Source organism: Paucihalobacter ruber (assembly GCF_006494535.1).
Lineage (GTDB): Bacteria > Bacteroidota > Bacteroidia > Flavobacteriales > Flavobacteriaceae > Paucihalobacter > Paucihalobacter ruber.
The window spans coordinates 317,777-336,895 of sequence record NZ_VHIQ01000002.1; the positions used below are offsets into that span (position 1 = coordinate 317,777).

The 19,119-nt window shown below is 32.8% G+C and carries 23 protein-coding genes; 14 read left to right on the forward strand and 9 right to left on the reverse strand.

Going from position 1 to position 19,119, the window contains the following annotated elements:
• Positions 1 to 53: 53 nt before the first annotated feature.
• The 4 genes from FJ651_RS04935 (at position 54) to FJ651_RS04950 (ending at position 4,105) form a co-directional block, all read left to right on the forward strand.
• Entirely contained in the window at positions 54 to 1,451 is a 1,398-nt protein-coding gene (locus FJ651_RS04935) for a lipocalin family protein (protein WP_140989303.1), read from the forward strand.
• 131 nt (positions 1,452 to 1,582) lie between these two features.
• The gene (locus FJ651_RS04940; protein WP_140989304.1) at positions 1,583 to 2,521 is read left to right on the forward strand and encodes a transporter; all 939 of its coding nucleotides are present in this window, start codon (positions 1,583 to 1,585) and stop codon (positions 2,519 to 2,521) included.
• A 17-nt stretch (positions 2,522 to 2,538) separates the two neighbouring features.
• Positions 2,539 to 3,300: a hypothetical protein gene (locus FJ651_RS04945; RefSeq protein WP_140989306.1), complete on the forward strand. Its 762-nt coding sequence runs from the start codon at positions 2,539 to 2,541 to the stop codon at positions 3,298 to 3,300.
• 178 nt (positions 3,301 to 3,478) lie between these two features.
• Positions 3,479 to 4,105: a hypothetical protein gene (locus tag FJ651_RS04950; protein WP_140989307.1), complete on the forward strand. Its 627-nt coding sequence runs from the start codon at positions 3,479 to 3,481 to the stop codon at positions 4,103 to 4,105.
• A 749-nt stretch (positions 4,106 to 4,854) separates the two neighbouring features.
• Here the strand turns inward: FJ651_RS04950 and FJ651_RS04955 are convergent.
• A complete protein-coding gene (locus FJ651_RS04955; RefSeq protein ID WP_140989309.1) occupies positions 4,855 to 6,303 on the reverse strand; it encodes an ATP-binding protein in 1,449 nt (482 codons plus the stop codon).
• 668 nt (positions 6,304 to 6,971) lie between these two features.
• Between FJ651_RS04955 and FJ651_RS04960 the strand changes: the two genes are divergently transcribed.
• Positions 6,972 to 7,643, forward strand: a complete 672-nt coding sequence (locus FJ651_RS04960) for an FAD-binding oxidoreductase (protein ID WP_140989311.1) — start codon at positions 6,972 to 6,974, stop codon at positions 7,641 to 7,643.
• Between the two features lie 100 nt (positions 7,644 to 7,743).
• On the opposite strand, the gene FJ651_RS04965 is transcribed toward FJ651_RS04960, so the two are convergent.
• The 3 genes from FJ651_RS04965 to FJ651_RS04980 form a co-directional block, all read right to left on the reverse strand.
• The gene (locus FJ651_RS04965; protein ID WP_140989312.1) at positions 7,744 to 7,929 is read right to left on the reverse strand and encodes a hypothetical protein; all 186 of its coding nucleotides are present in this window, start codon (positions 7,927 to 7,929) and stop codon (positions 7,744 to 7,746) included.
• 293 nt (positions 7,930 to 8,222) lie between these two features.
• Positions 8,223 to 8,402 (reverse strand): BON domain-containing protein, encoded by a 180-nt coding sequence (locus FJ651_RS04975; RefSeq protein ID WP_140989314.1) that lies wholly within the window; start codon positions 8,400 to 8,402, stop codon positions 8,223 to 8,225.
• Positions 8,403 to 8,519: 117 nt separating this feature from the next.
• On the reverse strand, positions 8,520 to 9,278 hold the full coding sequence (locus FJ651_RS04980; RefSeq protein ID WP_140989315.1) for a PRC-barrel domain-containing protein: 759 nt from the start codon (positions 9,276 to 9,278) through the stop codon (positions 8,520 to 8,522).
• Positions 9,279 to 10,188: 910 nt separating this feature from the next.
• On the opposite strand from FJ651_RS04980, the gene FJ651_RS04990 reads away from it, so the two are divergent.
• Complete coding sequence (locus FJ651_RS04990) at positions 10,189 to 10,626, forward strand: pyridoxamine 5'-phosphate oxidase family protein (protein WP_140989318.1); 438 nt, start codon at positions 10,189 to 10,191, stop codon at positions 10,624 to 10,626.
• Positions 10,627 to 10,997: 371 nt separating this feature from the next.
• Here FJ651_RS04990 and FJ651_RS04995 read toward each other — a convergent pair whose 3' ends face one another.
• Positions 10,998 to 11,183: a CsbD family protein gene (locus FJ651_RS04995; protein ID WP_140989320.1), complete on the reverse strand. Its 186-nt coding sequence runs from the start codon at positions 11,181 to 11,183 to the stop codon at positions 10,998 to 11,000.
• A gap of 257 nt (positions 11,184 to 11,440) precedes the next feature.
• Here FJ651_RS04995 and FJ651_RS05000 point away from each other — a divergent pair, with 257 nt between their 5' ends.
• From FJ651_RS05000 to FJ651_RS05025, 6 genes are all read left to right on the forward strand, one after another.
• On the forward strand, positions 11,441 to 11,680 hold the full coding sequence (locus FJ651_RS05000) for a DUF7218 family protein (protein ID WP_140989321.1): 240 nt from the start codon (positions 11,441 to 11,443) through the stop codon (positions 11,678 to 11,680).
• Positions 11,681 to 12,133: 453 nt separating this feature from the next.
• On the forward strand, positions 12,134 to 12,340 hold the full coding sequence (locus FJ651_RS05005) for an AI-2E family transporter (RefSeq protein WP_140989323.1): 207 nt from the start codon (positions 12,134 to 12,136) through the stop codon (positions 12,338 to 12,340).
• Between the two features lie 342 nt (positions 12,341 to 12,682).
• Positions 12,683 to 13,297: a nitroreductase family protein gene (locus tag FJ651_RS05010; protein WP_140989595.1), complete on the forward strand. Its 615-nt coding sequence runs from the start codon at positions 12,683 to 12,685 to the stop codon at positions 13,295 to 13,297.
• 22 nt (positions 13,298 to 13,319) lie between these two features.
• Complete coding sequence (locus FJ651_RS05015) at positions 13,320 to 13,961, forward strand: NADPH-dependent F420 reductase (protein WP_140989325.1); 642 nt, start codon at positions 13,320 to 13,322, stop codon at positions 13,959 to 13,961.
• A gap of 25 nt (positions 13,962 to 13,986) precedes the next feature.
• A complete protein-coding gene (hpf, locus tag FJ651_RS05020; RefSeq protein ID WP_140989327.1) occupies positions 13,987 to 14,286 on the forward strand; it encodes a ribosome hibernation-promoting factor, HPF/YfiA family in 300 nt (99 codons plus the stop codon).
• 231 nt (positions 14,287 to 14,517) lie between these two features.
• Positions 14,518 to 14,853: a hypothetical protein gene (locus tag FJ651_RS05025; RefSeq protein ID WP_140989328.1), complete on the forward strand. Its 336-nt coding sequence runs from the start codon at positions 14,518 to 14,520 to the stop codon at positions 14,851 to 14,853.
• Between the two features lie 70 nt (positions 14,854 to 14,923).
• Here FJ651_RS05025 and FJ651_RS05030 read toward each other — a convergent pair whose 3' ends face one another.
• Genes FJ651_RS05030 through FJ651_RS05035 form a run of 3 tightly spaced genes read right to left on the reverse strand, consistent with a single transcriptional unit; the run spans position 14,924 to position 16,935 of the window.
• On the reverse strand, positions 14,924 to 15,367 hold the full coding sequence (locus tag FJ651_RS05030; protein ID WP_140989330.1) for an arsenate reductase family protein: 444 nt from the start codon (positions 15,365 to 15,367) through the stop codon (positions 14,924 to 14,926).
• Between the two features lie 46 nt (positions 15,368 to 15,413).
• Complete coding sequence (locus FJ651_RS15710) at positions 15,414 to 15,560, reverse strand: hypothetical protein (protein WP_216746084.1); 147 nt, start codon at positions 15,558 to 15,560, stop codon at positions 15,414 to 15,416.
• A 10-nt stretch (positions 15,561 to 15,570) separates the two neighbouring features.
• Positions 15,571 to 16,935, reverse strand: coding sequence for an NAD-dependent succinate-semialdehyde dehydrogenase (locus FJ651_RS05035; protein ID WP_140989331.1), 1,365 nt, complete (start codon positions 16,933 to 16,935; stop codon positions 15,571 to 15,573).
• 179 nt (positions 16,936 to 17,114) lie between these two features.
• On the opposite strand from FJ651_RS05035, the gene FJ651_RS05040 reads away from it, so the two are divergent.
• Both FJ651_RS05040 and FJ651_RS05045 read left to right on the forward strand, forming a co-directional pair.
• Positions 17,115 to 17,450, forward strand: a complete 336-nt coding sequence (locus tag FJ651_RS05040) for a YtxH domain-containing protein (protein ID WP_140989333.1) — start codon at positions 17,115 to 17,117, stop codon at positions 17,448 to 17,450.
• A gap of 298 nt (positions 17,451 to 17,748) precedes the next feature.
• The gene (locus FJ651_RS05045; RefSeq protein WP_140989334.1) at positions 17,749 to 17,949 is read left to right on the forward strand and encodes a hypothetical protein; all 201 of its coding nucleotides are present in this window, start codon (positions 17,749 to 17,751) and stop codon (positions 17,947 to 17,949) included.
• A gap of 32 nt (positions 17,950 to 17,981) precedes the next feature.
• On the opposite strand, the gene FJ651_RS05050 is transcribed toward FJ651_RS05045, so the two are convergent.
• A complete protein-coding gene (locus tag FJ651_RS05050) occupies positions 17,982 to 19,019 on the reverse strand; it encodes a helix-turn-helix domain-containing protein (protein WP_140989336.1) in 1,038 nt (345 codons plus the stop codon).
• Positions 19,020 to 19,119: the final 100 nt, after the last annotated feature.

The following is a 19,119-nucleotide window of genomic DNA, read 5'->3' on the forward strand; positions in this document are numbered from 1 at the left end:
AATTTTTATTGGCCGTTTGGCTTTACGTGTAATTTTTTAAAATCTCATTATCAATGAATCAAATTAGTAGTTACAAAAAAAGAATTGGATTAAAGAGTTTTAACGCTTTTTTAATCAGCAATAGGTCATTTTTTTCAAGCCTAACAAAACAGGATTCAAAACAATCTAAACAGACCAATTTGAATCTCTTTTCTCAAACGTCTCGTCTAGCCTTGGTCTTATTTTTCTTTATCAGCATGTTCCAGTCTGGACATTCACAAGTTACAGGTCCTGGTATTGAGACTGTAACAGGACAGGCAATTTACGACTTACCGCGTGACCATGCCTGGCATGGTGGCGCCTTTTATCAAAGCAACGACTACAACGAGTGGCATTATATTACCGCATTAGGCAAGGATGTTAAATCGGGCGACCGGATATCCATTTTTTGGGTACCTCTTGCCCAGGGCTGGATGGCAGATGAGGGTCGTCCGTTGCACAACGTTCTATTCGCCTATCATAATCTTGATACCGGTGAGTTTAGTAGCTCGTTATGCTATATTACGGGACCGCTAACTACAGAAGGTTCAGCGGCTGATGCAAAAGATTTTTCGTTCAAATATTCTATCGACGATAGCAAGAACGGGTTCACCACTGAATATGATTACCCGACTGAAACATGGAGATTTTCCGGTTACAACACCAAAAATGACAAATGGAATCAACCATTTAAACTGGATATGACGGCAACCTTGGCTGCGCCCGGTTATGTTCCTATGGCTTATTGGGGTTTGGAAAGCATTGGAGTAGATCCGCAGGATCGACAAAATCCCGAGTCAATGTACGGACTAACTTACTATTACACTGCACCACAGATGGCCGTGAAGGGCAATGTTGAATTAGGTGGCCGCACCATTCAATTTGAAGCAAATGGCTGGTTCGAACACCAATGGGGGAATTTCCGCAATACTTATCAATACCGATATTTCTGGGCATGGTTCCGTTTCAACAACGGCGATATGATGACATTCAGGCAATATTACAAAGAGGCAGGTTTCATGGATCCAAATTATGAAGTGAACCGTTACCTGTTTATGGATGGTGATACCCATAAAAGGTCTTATGCCTTTGGAGAGAATATCAAGGTTATTCCATCGAAAATGTGGAAATCGCCCAAGTCTGGCAAGGAGTACCCATGGTATGGGCGGATCGAAACTCCGCATGGTACCTATTACTACGAGCCAACTTTTCCGGAGCAGGAAGGGTATGCACTCGCAGGCGCATACATTGAAGGCGTTATCCAGTTACGGGAGGGTGCTCCGGATGGACCGATTGTGGCCACTGGTTTCACCGAAATGATTATGCTCACAGAGCCATTTGAAGACGGCTCCGACCCATCAATGGGCCCACCAATCTCTCGCAGTTTACCTGAAGATCCTAAAGGTCCATGGAAACCAATGAATAAAAATTAATTGTAGAGGTAGAGGGAGGGTTACTACACTGCACTTATATTCATCATCGGCGCACTTAGCGCCGATGATGTATTTAACCTTTTTGTATTAGATATTTCCAAGATTAAAATTGTCTGGTAGCCATATAAGAAATGAATAAAATAATAAATGGAGGCTTCTTACTATTATCATTGGTTGTAAATGCACAGTTTGGTCGCATTTACATCAATGCTCCGAGAGGCTCAGGAGCATTGGCGGCTACTTATTCTAATACCGGCAGCAATACCTCATGGGATGAAGCCATATCTAACGATCTTTTTCAATCCCGAATCAACAATATAAACTTTAATTATACGCATGTACTGCGTATTTTGGACAGAACGGTTGGGCTTGGTCTCAACTTGCCTATGGGTAATATTTTGAGTTATAATATCGCCGCCAGGCAGGTGTTCAACTCCGCTTCGGGTATGGCTGATCCCTCGATTATTTTTGACATGAATATTTTTGGAGCGGCATCAATGTTACCTGAAGTATTCAAAGAAACTCCTGCAGAAGATTATTTTGGTATTCATACTACTTGGAGTTTACCCTTGGGTGAATATGACCCAGGTAAACAAACTAACCTCGGCAGCAATCGATTTACCGCTAAAATATTATTGAATTATGGAGTGCCGCTAAAGTCCGGAAAAAACTGGATTGACCTCTATACCAGCATAAGGTTCTTTGGCAAGAACAATAACTTTTTCGGTCAACAGCCCGGTCAAATCCTAAGTCAAAAACCATTATTGGGTTTTGAAGGGCACTACACCCATGGCATTGCCAATAGAACATGGATAGGTGGAGGATTGATTTATGGAATTGGTGGCAGACAGGAATGGGATACTACTCCTACCATACAGGCGCAAAATTCGCTCAGGTATGTCTTACAGGCTTCGTTCCCGGCGTGGCCGGGAGGCACCTGTTATGTAGGTTATAATCGAACAATTTTTGCGCCGTCAAACTCTGCCGATGTTCAAACATTTACCTTACAATACATACACTTTATACAATACAAAAACGTAAAATCTTATAAAAAAGACCCCATTAAATAATTTTAATCTTAAACAAAATGAATCTTTACAAAATAGGTAGTGTAATCATCTTTTTTTTGTCGATTTGCGGTATTCAAGCACAAGAATCTGAAGAAATTGATCCATCAAAGCCCACCAATTTTTATACACAGGTAAATGTGGCAGCTGAATACAGTTTTGGCAAATCAGATGAATTAATAGGTACCCGTATCAATGGACAATATTCCTTCAACCCTAATAATCTGGTATTATTTGAAGTCCCCATTTTGTACAACCTAAACCGCGATGCAGGAGGTTTGGGTGATATCAGGCTGCGGTATTTTGGTGTTATTAAAAAGGATTACAGTAAAACGTTTCCTAAAATAGCCGCCATAGCTCCTACAGTGGATGTAGTGTTGCCAACTGGAAGTTTCGAAAAAGGTATCGGCACCAGCAGTCTGGTAATTTCCCCGGGGCTGGTGTGGGGTTGGTTTTTAAGCGAAAGGACGCAAGTATTTCCAATTATATCTTATCAACATATAAGCAAACCGGGAAGCAACTTAGTCCCCGAGGAATTGAGGTATGATAAACACGGTATGACCTTCCAGACCATTGCCAACTATTCGTTCAGTAAAAAAACCTTTCTGCAGGTTACTCCTATATATGCCATCAACGATTTAAGCCGAGGTGGGGATAGTTTTACTACTGAGTTTAAAATGTCATATATGCCCACGGTTACCAGTAAAGTGCAAGTTTTTTTAAGACAAGAATTTACACGCAGTCAAACAACAATCAATGCAGGTTATACACTTTATTTATAAAATCCAATTTAAAATAAAAAGGGTTTTTGCTGGACTTCGAATATTATATGCGCTGGATCTCCAAAATGGAGCTAGCCAATGATATTATTCCCTTAGAAAACCTTTACGATTAAGGTTACTCTATTCGGGGCTGGGCTATGCTCATAGATTAGCATGAAAATTAATAAATCTTACTAATATGAAAAAACTTTCACTAATTTTTTTAATGTCTATCTTATTCTTTAATGCAAATAGCCAGGTAATTGAACTTACCCCCACATACGGATATCAATTTGGCGCTAAATTAGGCTATGGCCCAAATTATTTAAAAATTCAAGATAGCGGTCAATTTGGAATTACTCTCGGAGTGGAAACTTATTCAGGTTTGATGGCAGAGTTCACATACATTAACATGAGTTCAGAGCTAAGGATTAAAGATTTTGTGTTCGCGCCTTTTGAAAGTAGACTCGCTGATCTAAATATAGATTGGTTTCTCATAGGGGCAACGCGCTATTTTAAAGAAGGTAAAGTTAAACCCTTCGCAGGAGCTGGATTGGGACTTGTGGTGGTTTCTCCCAAAAATGAAAATTTAGAAATCCTATCAAATGGTTTAAGTAGTACTACCAAATTTGCGTTTAACTTTAAAGCCGGTGTTAATATAATGGTTTCTGAAGTAGTTGGTTTTAAATTACAAGGTGATTTATTCTTTCCTGTAAACTGGGCTGGCGTATATGTAGGTCCAGGTGGTGCAAGTATTAGTACCGGATCTACTGTTATACTTGGCGGTTTTAGCGGTGGGTTAGTATTCAGAATAGATAAAAATTAAGCATTTTATGTGTTTGTAAGGTAATGAATTTCAAAAAAACCTTGTTACAATGAAAAACTTATTCATTTTTACTTTGACTTTTTCTTTTCTTAGCTCACTTTTAGTCAAGATGAAATTTTTTCCAAGGTAGAAAAAAATCAAATCAATTTTTATGTTACAGATATTATTAATGGGTTTTACACGCTTAGTTATGAGCGCACTGTAGGAAAACATACTTCGGTAAATTTGGTGCGTATCACTAGATAATAAGTGCTTTAAAATGCGCTTTAAAGCACTATTTGTGTTTAAGCTGAAGTTTATTTTTGTTGTATTAGAACGTCTTATGTGGACACAGAAGGCTCTACTATTTCGGTAATATTCGGCATTTAAGATTCGTTAAAGCGTTATAATTAATAGCTGCACTTTAATAGGAAAAGAGTTTAACAAACGTGATTAGGCATCAACGGCTAAAATTTCTTTCCCATATGATGTTACGCACTTTGAGCAACTAATTTAGCAAACAAATCCCAGACCTGAGGAACAACAGCGCAGATTTCACCCTCTAAATTGAAATGTGCTTAGTAATATTTTTAAAAACCACCCAGCAAAATTGTTATGGCTCAACTTATTAGATAAATATAAATGATTTTTTGTTAATGGTTTTACGGGATTCCGTAAAACCGTTAAATTTTTACATCACTGGGTTTTTCCGGGCAGTTTTACCATTTGATGCATTAAAGTAATTTCTGTGACATTTCGGTTGAATCTATTCACCAATTGGATTTTAACTCGAGTGTGTTCACCCCTATGTTGTAAGCATAAACCGCAGCAGGAACATAGGTTAGATTGATTTCTTCAATGGTTTTATTGCCTAAAACATCAATGGTTGTAACAAGACTCGCGCTAAACTTATTTTGTTTGCAAAAATGTAGTAAGCTTTTTAATTCTTGTGGTTTTTCAAAATAACGGTTAGTCCATTTTATTTCTACGCACCATTGGGGTTTAAATAGTTTATTGTCTAGCAGTACAATATCAACCTCACCTTCTGAGCGTCCCATTTTCCAACGGGCATATTTTAAATCGAGCTGCTCTCGATGCATCCATTGCGAAAAAATGGCTGTTCCCACCATATTGCTCATTTCGTGATCGGTTTCTGTAATGGGCGAAAATAAAGCGGTTCGTAAAGAAGGATTGGTTAAATAGACTTTAAAACTCGTTATTCTTTTAAATTTTTTGGCCGTATCATTTACCTTATGAATGACTTTAATTAAAAATGCCGCTTCAAGATATTCTAAGTATTTTTTAATGATTTCTTTTGCAATGCCACTGTCTTTAGATAATTTTTCGAATGAAAATTCATTGGCTGTGTTGTATGCCACATAGGTGAAAAAGCTGTTTAGTTCTTGCACGTCTTTTATACCGTATAAACTGGGTAAGTCTCTCAGCAATACTTTATCAACAATATCGCTTTTGACATAGCGACCCATATCGCTTTGTATTTTTTCGGATAATACCACTTCTGGGTAGCCACCAAAGTTGAGATAGTGAAAAAACTCTTTGTTGAATGCTTTGTTATCGTGGGTTGTAAAAAAAGGAATTTGTTTTCCGTTGTAAACTATGGTTTTGGCCTGCACCAAATGCCCCAAGCCTTTTAAATGTATGTATTCATGAAAGGTGAGCGGTGGCAACATAAAATCGGTAAATCTGCCTGCACCACTTTCTGTACTTTGTAATCGCAAAGCAGCAGCAGCAGACCCAGATACCACAAACTTTGTTTTTGGATGCCTGTCTACCAATACTTTAAGTTGGCGTTCCCAATCTTTTAGATACTGGATTTCGTCAAAAAAAACAAAACAACCCTCTAGACTATCTACTTGCACAGCTTCTTTTGCCAATAACAAAATATCTTCTAGACTTAAGTGCATGTAAATAGGATTGTCTATGCCTATAAAAAAGATTTTTTGTGGTGAGATGTGTTCTTTTATGAGCTCTTGAATGCTGTGAAACATCATGACCGTTTTACCTACCCTACGTGGCCCCATAAGCACCACCGCGCGTTTAATATCTGTTTCTTTTACGAATGGATAAAACGAATTAAAATACAAGCGTTTGGACATATCTCGATAAACTTGCTGGACGTTACCGGTGGTCCACCAAGGGTTTTCATATTGTAGGCGCTCAATTCTTTTAGCTGTTGGAATAACGGTATCAAAACTCATAATATTGCTTATTATGACTCAAATGTACAAATAAGTATTTATATATTTACTTATTTTTACGTAAATGTTGTTTTAAGCGATGGCTAATTCGTTTTGTATTTGTGGGACAGGTCAAGACCTGTCCCACTGATACAATCCCAGCCAAGACGAAACATTTTTAAAAAAACAAAGCCTTTCATTTTATTGAAAGGCTTTACAATTGTTCGTGGTCTCCCCTGTTTTCCTTATTTTTTCACATAAGTCTTTTTGAGCGTTATGATCTTCTATAATAGCTTCATAAATTTTCATATTCTTTTTTTTTAAATTGTAATTGTTATAAAAGGTATGGAATGGACGGCGTTATTTTTAATCCTAAAAAAATAACTTTAACTGAAAAAAGCATGAGGTTTTTCAAATAGTATGAAATCTTTTTGGAATCTGTAATAACCCAAGCATGTCGCTTTCGTGGGTGTCTTTTGAGTATCAAATTTTCATAGTATTCAAAACTAGTTTTAGGCATTGAGTTAATATTTTTTCTTTTCAAATCAATGAAATTATACTGTATAAGCTATATTTAGACAAGGTGGATAGTAAAGTTCCTGAACTTCAATAAATAATAAAACTCTTTTGGAAGCTCTAATATTAACCGTAATCAGAAGTATTAAAACCTTTAATTAAAATTATAATCGATGGAACATAGAATTAAAATAAAAAAAATAGAGCATATTAATCATAATGTATTGCATTTGGTAACTGATAAACCAAAAGGTTACATTTTTAAGCCTGGTCAAGCCACAGAGGTATCAATAGACAAAGAAAACTGGTCGGGTAAAAAGCGGCCCTTTACGTTCACTAGCTTACCTGAACATAAGGACTTGGAATTTACTATTAAAGTGTATCCTTCTCACCATGGTGTTACTGAACAATTAGAACAACTTCAAGTTGGTGATCATCTATTAATTGGCGACGCTTGGGGTGCTATCAATTACATAGGTCCGGGAACCTTTATCGCCGGTGGAGCAGGAATAACACCTTTTATAGCAATATTCAAAGATTTATTACAGAAAGATGCATTGGAAGGCAATAGCTTATTTTTTGGGAATCAAAAGGAGAAAGATATTATCTATAAAAACCGTTTAGAAGCTTGGTTAGGTGACGCATTGCATATAGCCTTGTCTGAGGAACAGCACGAGGATTATCATAAAGGTTTTATTGATAAAGCTTTTCTTGAAAGAAATAAAGTTGAAGTTTCAGAGCCCGTTTACTTGTGTGGTCCACCAGCTATGATGGAAGCTTTACAGACTGATTTATATGAAATGGGTATGCCTAAATCTGTTCTTGTTACCGAGGATTTACAATAAACCTATTGAGGTGAACAATGGCTAAAATTAAGGATTACTTAAGTTGAACTGGTTTCTTTTTTAGGAACTTGAGTGGTTACAATTATAATACCTATAGCTCCTAATGTGGCGCCACACTAAAATCTACAACAAAACCAAATCTGACCGCATAACCCGTAAGGGAGGATCCTGAAGAAAGGCCTAATCCAAAAGCCATGGTCACCACTACAATTTGGGATCCTGTTTGGTTTGAGTCAGTTAAATCACCATCTAAAGTAAGCGCCAGTGCAAAAAACCATAGCGACAATTATAAAGTGTAAGGCACGCGCAGCAATCATTTGTCAAGGTTGTATAACTATACCTTCTAAAAACAAAATCGGAATCTGGCAAATTAAACTTACTATAATTAAGCTTTTTCTTCCACAACCATCACTTGCTTTACTAATAATAGTAATATAGCTAGTTAACCTAGAGCGTCTTCAGCTTTTTTATATTCATCCCAAGCGTCGTTATATGCAGCCTGATATATTTCTTGTGCATGTTTTGTATAACACTTCTCACAATTTTGGGTAAATCGGAGAGTAGTTCGTAAGGCATTAATTATATTTTTTTAAGATTTTTTATATCCTCGGTAAGTTTAGTTGCTCGTTCTTTGGCTTTTATATTATTCACAGTTCCTGTAAGTTCTGCAATGCCTTCGTTTACGATTACGTTTATTTTGTTTACGTCTATAGCATTGTCAAATCTAAACTGATTTTCAATAGCATCAACTATTTCCATAAAGTTTAATTCTGTCTTTTCTTGTGCATAATTAAAATTTGCGCATAGAAAAAGTTACAATACGGTTAATATTTTAGTTTTCATAATATAAATCGTTTTTTTAGGTTAATAATTTGATTAGTGTTCAACGGTTGAACTTTCATAGTAATTGAACAACTCTTTTTCATACTTATCGGTTATTGGTTCTGAAAAATCAAACTCTGGTGCCGATTGTATAGTTTCTTTATCCAGGTTTATTTTTATTTCTTCTTTTTCATAGTTTATTTCTTGCATCCAGTGAGTACCTACAAGGACTTTTTTACTCCAAGGAACCCAGTTTTTGGTATCCATTAAGGCATACACAATTTGCCAATCTAAATCATCTACCAGCAAGTCGTCTACATGTCCAATTTTTCCGTCTGTAGCTTGAATACGATAGCCTCTTACTTCATTAAAACTTCTTACTTTAGTTTTAGTGTTTTTTTCAACACCTACTTTTTTAGGTGTTTTTAGTGGTCTTTTTGGGAATATAACAGGGTTTCCACCTATTGGTGTAGCATAAGTCTGAGGGTATGCCCAAAAGTTTTCTACTCTATAATACCTATTTAATGATTCTTCGTATTCTCTAGATATAGTAGGTGCTGATTTTAAAGGAGGGCTGTTTTCTAAATCTTTTTTTGATAAATTAACAAGAAAGTTTTTGGTTGTCCAATCTGGTTGTTCCAACAGTGCTTTAGGAATCACTGCTTTCTTTCCTGGAAGAATTAATCCTAAATCTGCTACTAAATAGCGAACTATCCATCTTTCTTCATCAAATAAAAAATCTTTAACAGTTCCTTTTATCCCATCATTTGTTTCTATACTATAACCTATCAGATCATTTAGTGCATGTTTCATAATTTTATATTTATTAATTAATATTAACAGGAAAGTATTTAAAGATTGATGAATAAATTACCTCAATAGGATTGTTTATTAACTCAATAAATATGATGAAGGCTAATTTTAAAGTAAACCAGCTAGAAAAAGAAAGGTACGCAAACTCATTTACAGTAGAGTAAAAGCAATGATACCTAAAGAGGCCTCTGTTTAATTTTGTAAATTGCATAATAGCCATGCAAAAATAAAGCAATGCTAAACGAACTATACCCTTTTCTAATACAACTGCCGATAGGAATACGAAACCCAGATGACAATAACCCTGTCGATTTTACAAAGCCCTTTAATGTCATTGTATATATCATTCTGCTCGTAGAAGTTATTATTCTTTACATCCTTTGGAAGAAGCAGAAGAAGGATAAGAATTAAAATGTGCTGTTCATGCCTTGTTTAAGTGTTTCTTATAAAAGCCATGCAACAAATCAAAGCAACTATATCAAAAAACGGAACTAAATTTTTTTAATTGTATAGGCCTGATTGTTTTCATAACAGTTAGAAGAATAAATTTAAACACATATGTTTTCTTGTTCAATTTATTTTCACTTAGTTTTTGAATAGCATCATTGAGACATTATAACATATTTCTTTACTTTTTAGGTAACTTTTTCAATAGGGTTAAAAATTTTATCTTAAGAGCAAAAGCATATGAAGTTTTTCTTTTATTTTTCTGAAACAATATTAAGAAATGTGAAAGTAATAGTCTGTGAACAATCTTTGATTGATTGTTAAGCATTAATGCATATGGAGGGAAACAAAGTAAAAGTGATTATGTGAAATATGTACAATTAACCGAAGAGTTATTTGCAAGAATGGCTTAAACATAAGGAATAGGGAAAATAAAGAATATTAATTTATAAATACTATAAAAATGAGCAATAAAAATAATACAAAAGACGAAAGAAAGTTAGAGAAAATAAAAAGTCTTATAGATGAAGCAAAAGTGGTGATGATGGCAACTCGATTAGACAAAATCCCTTTTTCAGTTTGCCCTATGATGCTTCAGGAAATCGATAAGCAAGGAGACCTTTGGTTTTTTTCTTCAAAAGAAAGTAGTCACTTTGCTGATATTGAGCACGACAACAGGGTGCAAATTATCTATTCCGATGAGGAAAAACAAAAATACTTGTCCATTTATGGCAATGCCTCTCATATTGTGGACGACCAAAAAAGAGATGAGTTATGGGACCCCTTGTTAACTAACTGGTTTGAGGGTAAAGACGATCCTGATTTGGTATTGCTAAACATAAATATTAAAAACACTTATTATTGGGATACTGAGGAAAAAAAACTAGTCTCCTTTTTTTAAAATAAAATGAATTATGATTCTATTTTTAATTGCATCTCTGATTTAAGAAAAATTTGTGTTTATCTTTCTAACTGCGAACACATTGCGTGCATGTCTTGTTTTTAATGGAATAAGTTTAACCCAATTTAACAATATATGGTTTAACAAACAATCCAATTAAGATTTGGTTATTGCAAATTTTGAAAGGGTCCATTTATTTAATGATTCAATTTATTTTTTGTGCAGAGTTTACTTGGGTTTTTTCTAAAAGATATGGCTTAGGCATTCAATCAAATTCAAAAAGCGAATAGAAAAGAATGTATGAGTTTTTATTTTTAATTATAAAAAAACCCTTGATTATTTCAAGGGTCTTTTTGATTAAGAAAAACTGATTACCAATTTTCAATTTCTTCAAGAATTTCTTCTTTTTTCTTTCCTGTTTTTACTTGTATCTTACCTAACATTTCATCAAATTTACCTTCGGCAAAAGAGATATCATCGTCAGTAACGTTTCCATATTTTTGTTTAAATTTTCCTTTAATCTGTTTCCACTTACCTTCTAATTGATCTTTATTCATAATTTTAAATTTATAGTTATACAATGAACTTAAATTATTAAAAAATTGTGGGTCTAAATACCTCAAAAAAATAATTTATTGACTCAATAAAAACAGCATTTGTATTAAACTCTTTAGCGTTAATAATTTTAGTAATCTGGTTAAGGGGTTTTATTTTGTTTATAAATTTTTGTGTTAAACAGGGAAAAATATTTTATAAACATTAAGTAAGCTTATAAGAAGATATAAGCTTTAAATAATTAATAAAATTTAAACTCATGGACATACCAAGTATAAAAAATGAAGATCAGTATGAAGCGCTTCGTGAAAAAGGATATAGCAAAGAAAAATCGGCAAGAATAGCCAATACGCCTGATTCAGGAAAAAAAGGTGGTAAAGCTAAGCCATATGAACAGTGGACTAAAGATGAATTATATGAACAGGCAAAACGGGTTGATATAAAAGGGCGTTCTAAAATGGATAAAGAGTCGCTAATTCATGCTTTAAGGAATGGTTAAATAAATACCTTTTATAAAATAATATGATAATCCCTAATTATTCGCCAATTTTTTATTCTATTATTAATTATTTTAATTGGAGGTCTTATTTTTATTGAAATGGCCCCATACTTATCTGTTATTCTGAGAGCTATCACTATTTATGAATTATTAAAAAAGCCGATGAGAAAACTTTTAGAAAAAGGTTGGCATCCTAATTTAGCTGCTGGTTTTTTGATGTTCATTTCGTTTTTGCCATTTTAATTCCTGTAACTGGTGCAATACTTATGTTTGGCAATAGAATAGGAAAAACAGCAAAAAATTCTGAAAGGGTAATAAATGCTTTTAAGACGCAAATGGGTAATTTAGAGACCGTTTTAACTATGATTTAACTTCTCAAATTGATGTTTCGACAATTTCAGTTTGGCTAACTAACAAATTACAAAATTTGCAGGAATTACACTAACTTTTGTTATGGCTATTAGTATAATGTGTTTTTTATTGTTTTACATGTTGGCTAATCGAAATCAGGTTCGTGAGTATTTATTTGAGTATTTGCCAATAAACAAAGAAAATTTCAAAATTTTGGGTAAAGAAATACATGAAATGGTGCGAGCTAATGCTTTAGGAATTCCTTTAGTTACCATAGCACAAGGCTTTGTTGCCCTAATAGCTTCTTGATTTTTGGAATTGAAAACTCTTTTTTTTGGCGGTCATAGTAATAATTCGTGTTTATAAAAAAGAATCCGGAACAAAGGAGAAGCAAACATTGTAAATAAACTAAAAACATGTTTTTTTATGTTTTGGTATTAAATCTATTCTTATTAATCCTAATTTTCTTTGGAACCCTTCATAAGCGGGTATTCATTTAATCTTAAAGCTTTGTTATTGGTGCAATCGGCAAATTAGTGATTTGTTTCATACTGTTTTTTTATTGAATTAAAATTTTTTGTATTAACGTTAACAATTTTGCAAAAAAACAGATAGTTTATGGAAATTTAAATTTAAAAGAATTGTAAAATGATGAATTTGGAAGAACAAGTAAAGCTAGATAATATTGCAGATACTGACCATGAAATATTTGCGCTTTTAAAACAAAGATATAGTCCAAGAACTTTTAAAAATGAAAAGATAAAGAAAAGGCATTTGTTACAACTTTTTGAGGCTGTTAGGTGGTCGGCAAGTTCAAATAATTTGCAACCGTGGCGAATTATTTATGCAGAAAAAGACACAGAAGCTTACCAATTAATTTTTAATTGCCTTAGTGATTTTAATCAAACATGGGCAGATAATGCTCCTCTATTGATGTTAACAGCTTATAAGGAAAAGAAGGACAACGGAGATGAAAATTTTCATGCTTTACATGATTTGGGTTTATGCATGGGCAGTATGACAGTTCAGGCTCAATATATGGGTATTGGCCTCCACCACATGGCTGGCGTTAATTGGAAAAAGGCACAAGATGTTTTTGATGTTCCAAATGGATTTCATATCACGACCGCAGTAGCAGCAGGGTATTATGGTGGCAAACTAGATAAACTACCTGAAGATTTACAGAAACAAGAAACTTCAAAACGTGAAAGAATGCCTTACAAACAATTTGCTTTTAAAGAAGCATGGAGCAACAATAAAAAATAAACATATTTAAAATAATATTATTGTGAAAATAGGAATCATAGGAAGTGGAAACATGGGAGGGAATTTAGGAAAACATTGGACCAAAACAGGTCATAACGTACTGTTCAGTTCAAGACATCCCGAAGAACTTAAAGGTTTAGTTAAAGAAGCAGGTAAAAATGCAGAAGCATTAAGTGTGAATGATACATTTGAGGCAAATGCCGATGCATATTTATTGGCAGTACCTTTTAAGGCTATCGATAAAATATCAGAACTCTATGCAGGTGAGTATGGTAACAAGGTCATAATAGATGCAACTAATCCTTACCCAGAACGAGATGGTGAAATGGCCCTAAAAGTTAGGAACGCTAACTACAATGCTTCAGAATACACAGCCATGAAATTTGTAACAGCAAAAACTGCAAAAGCGTTTAATACCATCCATGCAGAACATTTACGAGACAGAGCATTTCGTAATGTAAACAAATTGACAATTCCTTATGCAGCTCAAGACAAAGAAAGTAAGGCTGTAGTAAAACAACTTATAGAAGATATAGGTTTTGATTCTCTTTATATTGGCAATCTTAGTGATACACAAATAATGGATCCTGATCAAGTCATTTATGGTAAGTCCTTAAAGTGTAACGAACTTAAAGAGTTGGTAGACGCTACAAAATCTTATTAAATTAAGTTAAATAAAATTATAAAACATGCAGATAATATATGAGTACGATGATGTAATGGCAAGCCAAGGTTTAGAGAATTTGGTAAAAGAAAAATTAGAAACCTTAGAGAAAAAATACGATTTTGTGCACCGTGCCGATGTTTTTCTAAAAACAGAGAACCGCACTAATGATAAGGAAATGATATGTGATATAAGGTTAAGCATGCCAGGGCCGCGTATTTTTGCCTCTACAAATGCCGACACTTTTCAAGCTGCTTTAGCAGAAACAATTAAGGATCTTGAAGATCAATTAGAAAAGCGTAAACAGAAAATGAAACACTATTAAAAAAACAGAGATTTGGATTGGAAAATAATGGGGTTAATTTAGTCTATACTCTTTTATAATCTGATTTTGTTTGATATCAATCCGTTAGTGCTAAGATGCTTATTTATAGTGTCAACCTAAATGCTGTTTTTTACCCAAATTTTTAAGACTAGTTTAATGAAAGGACAATCATTAATTTGTTTGTTCTTGATTAGTATAAAAAATCCTGTCTAATTCTAAATATAAAAAACAATGGATAACAAATTTGCAAAGAACGAAAAAGACTATATAAGAGTCTATCAAGAAAAGGGTTATGTTTCTAACTTTCATTTTGAAAAAGGCAAACTTGTCAATAACAGAACAAAAAAGCAATATAACCCAGAAGATGTATACATAGTAGCAGAAAACAGATATGAGGGTATGAGTAATCCGTCTGATATGTCTATATTATATGTTATAGAAACAAACAAGAATGAAAAAGGCACATTTTTAATGGATTATGGACCGACAGCAGACTTTGATACAGCTGAATTCTTCAAAAAGATACCCGAAAAAAATATTTCTAATAAAGAAAATATAAATAAGTAAGATTCAAAATTGGTTTGATAATAATCGGTGTTAAAATGTCTACTTTTAAGTTATGGCAGTACAAATTTATTTATACGAAATTTTCGCCTTCTGTTGTTGAAAAGGTTGTGGGTGGCTCATGATTAAATCCTTTTTCAAGTCCAGCAGAATCAACACCAAAAAATTTTAATATTTCAGATCGATTTGAAATCAATATAATTTTATCACCATTTATGGCTATTGGTTTTTGTAGGAGTGCTGGATTTTTTTCAATCATTTTAAGCCAATCGTCAGCACTGAAGCTATCTTCATTTTTATTGTGTATTTGTTGAGTTTCAAAGATTTTTTTGAAAGGTAAATTAAGTTCCTCTGCTAACTCTACCCAAATGGTATCGCTTATTTTTTCTTTGGCAATATCTATAACCTCTATTTTTTTCTTTGTTCCCTGAACATATCCCAAAACCTGTTTCCCCAAATGAGATAATGAACTATAAATGTAAGTAAGTTGCCTTTTGTTGCGTGCTAATATTGACATTTTTTTATTAAGTTAATGTGTTAAAGTGTTTTTTGTTTAAATAGAATCATTTTAAAATTATACCCGATACTATAACTGCTATGACACAAACCACAAGGACAATCACTATAATTTTTGCTCCATTTCTAGTGATTCGATCTTTCTTAAATAGGTAATCTTTTCTTTTTTCATCTTCATCTTTAATTAAACTCATACTTTTATTTTTAATTATTTATATAAACAGTTTTTATATTTACAAATTCGCGGATACCTTCTAATGATAATTCTCTACCAAAACCAGATGCATTTGTGCCTCCAAAAGGTAATCTTGGGTCAGACTTTACCATCTCATTTATAAAAAAAGCGCCATCTGGAATTTTGGAAATTACTCGCCTAGCATCTTCAATATTTTCTGTAAATAGCATGGTTCCCAATCCAAATTTTGAATTTGTGGCAAGTTTTAGTCCTTCTTCTAAATTATTAACTTTAAAAATGGGTGCTACAGGCCCAAACGTTTCTTCGTTAAATACAGTCATATCTTCAGTTACTTTAGTTAAAATGGTTGGAGCAAAATATGCTTTGTCTCTTTTGTTGCCCATAATAACTTTAGCTCCTTTTGCAATGGCATCATTAACTTGTTTTTCTAATTTCAAAGCAAGATCTTCACGAGCCATAGTTGCGATTTCAGTATGCTTTTCTATTGGATTTCCAAATTTTAGATTTTTTACTTTTTTTGTGAATTTTCCAATGAATTCATCATATATACCTTTAGTTACTATAAAGCGTTTTGCCGCGATACAACTTTGACCTGTATTTTGCATTCTGGATTTAACCATAATATCTAAATAAGCATCCAAGTTAGCATCGTCTAGCACAATACAGGCGTTATTTCCGCCAAGTTCAAGTACGGATTTTTTAAGGTTTTCACCAGCTATTTTTGCAATATGTCTTCCGGCTTTTTCACTACCGGTTAATGACACTGCTTTTATGATATCATCTTTTAAAAGATTTCCTATAACTTTATGATCGGTTAGAAGTATTTGAAAACAACCTTTTGGATAGCCAGCATCTTCAAATATTTCCTGAATGGCTATTGCGCAACCACTTACATTAGAAGCATGTTTTAATAGTACTGTATTTCCAGATGTTAACGTGGGAACTGCAAACCTGAAAACTTGCCAAAAAGGATAATTCCAAGGCATTATAGCTAAAATAACCCCTAAAGGATCATAACTAATAAAACTTTCATTGGCATCAGTTTCTATAATGTCATCAGCTAAAAATGTTTCGGCATTCACTGCGTAAAAATTACATAGGAATATACATTTGTTTATTTCGGCTATACTTTCATTAATGGGCTTACCCATCTCAAGCGTAATAAGCTCACTTAAATAATCAATACGCTTTTCTAATAAATTACTAACTTTAGATAATAAAGTTGTTCGTTCAATAATTTCTTTTTCTTTCCATTTAATAAATACCTCATCTGCTAATTCAAGTTTAGATTTAATTTTTGATGGTGTATCCAAATTATAAACGTTAATTACTTTTTCATTGTATGGGTTTATAGATGATACTTTTTTAGTCATTTTACAATTTTTATTATATAAATTAACAGCAATTAAAGCTTATAAATTAACTATATAGATATAATTATTAACGTAATCAAAATTTATTATTAGCGATAATAATTAAGGCAAAAGAATTAATAGAATCTCAAATTTAATTGCATATTGACTTCATAACGTTTAATACAAATAAAAAAATTATGAGTAAAAGCAATAATAATAATACATTGATTGGAATACTGGTAGGAACAGCAATTGGAGCGACACTAGGTGTTTTATTTGCTCCAGATAAAGGCATTAATACTAGGCAAAGAATTGCCGATGAGGCTATTGCTGCGAAAGACAAAATAGCTGACACCACAATTGATTTAAAAGAAAGAGTTGTAAATGCAGCTAGTACACAAAAACAAACTTTAGATGAAAAAGTAGAAACTTTGATATCTGACGCAAGTTATAAGGCTGAAGATGTTATTGAAACACTAGAAAAGAAACTGAAAGATTTGAAAGAGAAAAATAAAAAATATCATAATAAATGAGTCTATTTAAATCTTTAGATAACTCTTCAACTAAAGCTAGAAATATTTCAGCAATTAACATTGTCATAAAGTTTAGTCATAAAATTTTTTAATATTGGTAGTTTTGTGTTTTTGGCTTTTGTGTTTCTTGTGTTTACAGCAGCTATAGCAATAGGTAATGCGCTTGAGAGTTTAACCATGGGCTGTTTAATGGTGGCCATAATTTTGATTTTATTGGTGTTTTTGATTTACTATATGAGAAAAGCTATTGAGCGGATAGTTATTAAAGCCATTTGAATTAAATTTTTTGATTAAAAAAATGAAAGTATATAACACATTTGATGATGTTGATACAGATTTAAAACGTTTCGATCTTGAACGCAAAATTGCCCGGGAAGAGTTAAAGCTTGTTCAAGGAAAAGTTGAAAAAGATTTACAACCTATCAATTTGATTGTAGCTGTACTTAAAGTAATTGGAAAAGTTGGAATGTTTAAATTATTAAAGAAAATTATTAGATAAAAAAAGATTGGTGAGTTTTACCAATCTTTATTCTATTTTAAATCGTCATCCAAGCTAACAATTATTTGTTTTTTAAATTCATTTGGAGGTATTCCATATTTTTCTTTAAAAATTTTTGAGAAATAACTTCTGCTCGTAAAGCCAATTGAATACACTATTTGTGAAATATTAAGGTTGGAATTATACATTAAATCTCTAGCTTCCTGTAATCTAGCATGTCTTATGTAATCATTTACAGTTCTGGCATACAAAAATTTAAACCCCTCTTGCAATTTGGCCTGTGATAAGCCAGAATTTCTTGAAATTTCATTTAAAGAATAGTTTTTAGAAGAATCCTGTGTTATTTTTTTTGCCAACTGTCTAATTTTTTTCAATTCAGATTTTAAAAGGGATATTTTTAAGGGTTTAGAGTTCTCATAGGTATTGTGCATTTTTATATGCATAGATAACAATTGATAAACTTCACCTTCTATTTGTAAAGTTCTTATTATTCCTCCAGACTCTATATTTTGTAATTCATCTATATGATCAGCCATTTTAAGGCTTATTGGGCCATAATATAAAAATTGTTTATTGTGTTGAGTATCTACAAATACGTTATGAAGCTTATCATTTAGCATATGTGAAATGTTCAATCTTTTTTTTAAAAATTGCTTTCTAATAATACTAATAATATTAAGTTGAATGTGAACGTCTTTTTGGAAAGAGAATTGATGAACACATTTTGAACTACCGGCAGTTATAACTGAATGGAATTGCTCAATTTTTTTATAATTTTCTTCGTCACTAAATTTATGTTCAAAAAAACCTTTTGTAGAATAAATAAAATGAATAGGATTATAATTTAAAGGTCCAGTAGTTAAAACCATATCTTCAAAAAAGATAATGTTAAAATCTACCAAGCTTACTCCCCAATCAAAAGTTATATATTTTATGCATCCTTTTGCTAGTCTATTGTCCACTTCTAAAACATATTCGCCCCATTTTTGGCTGATGCTACCCCCAATATGCCTTTGCATTTGCTTGACATTTTCTAGAATATTAGAATCAGTAAGGTTGATTTCTTTCATTAATAAGATTAATTATTAATTCATTATAAAAATAGCTAAAAAATGCCTAAGAGTTTGCTTTTAAATTTTATTGATAAAATGTTTGTTTCTATTACACCCA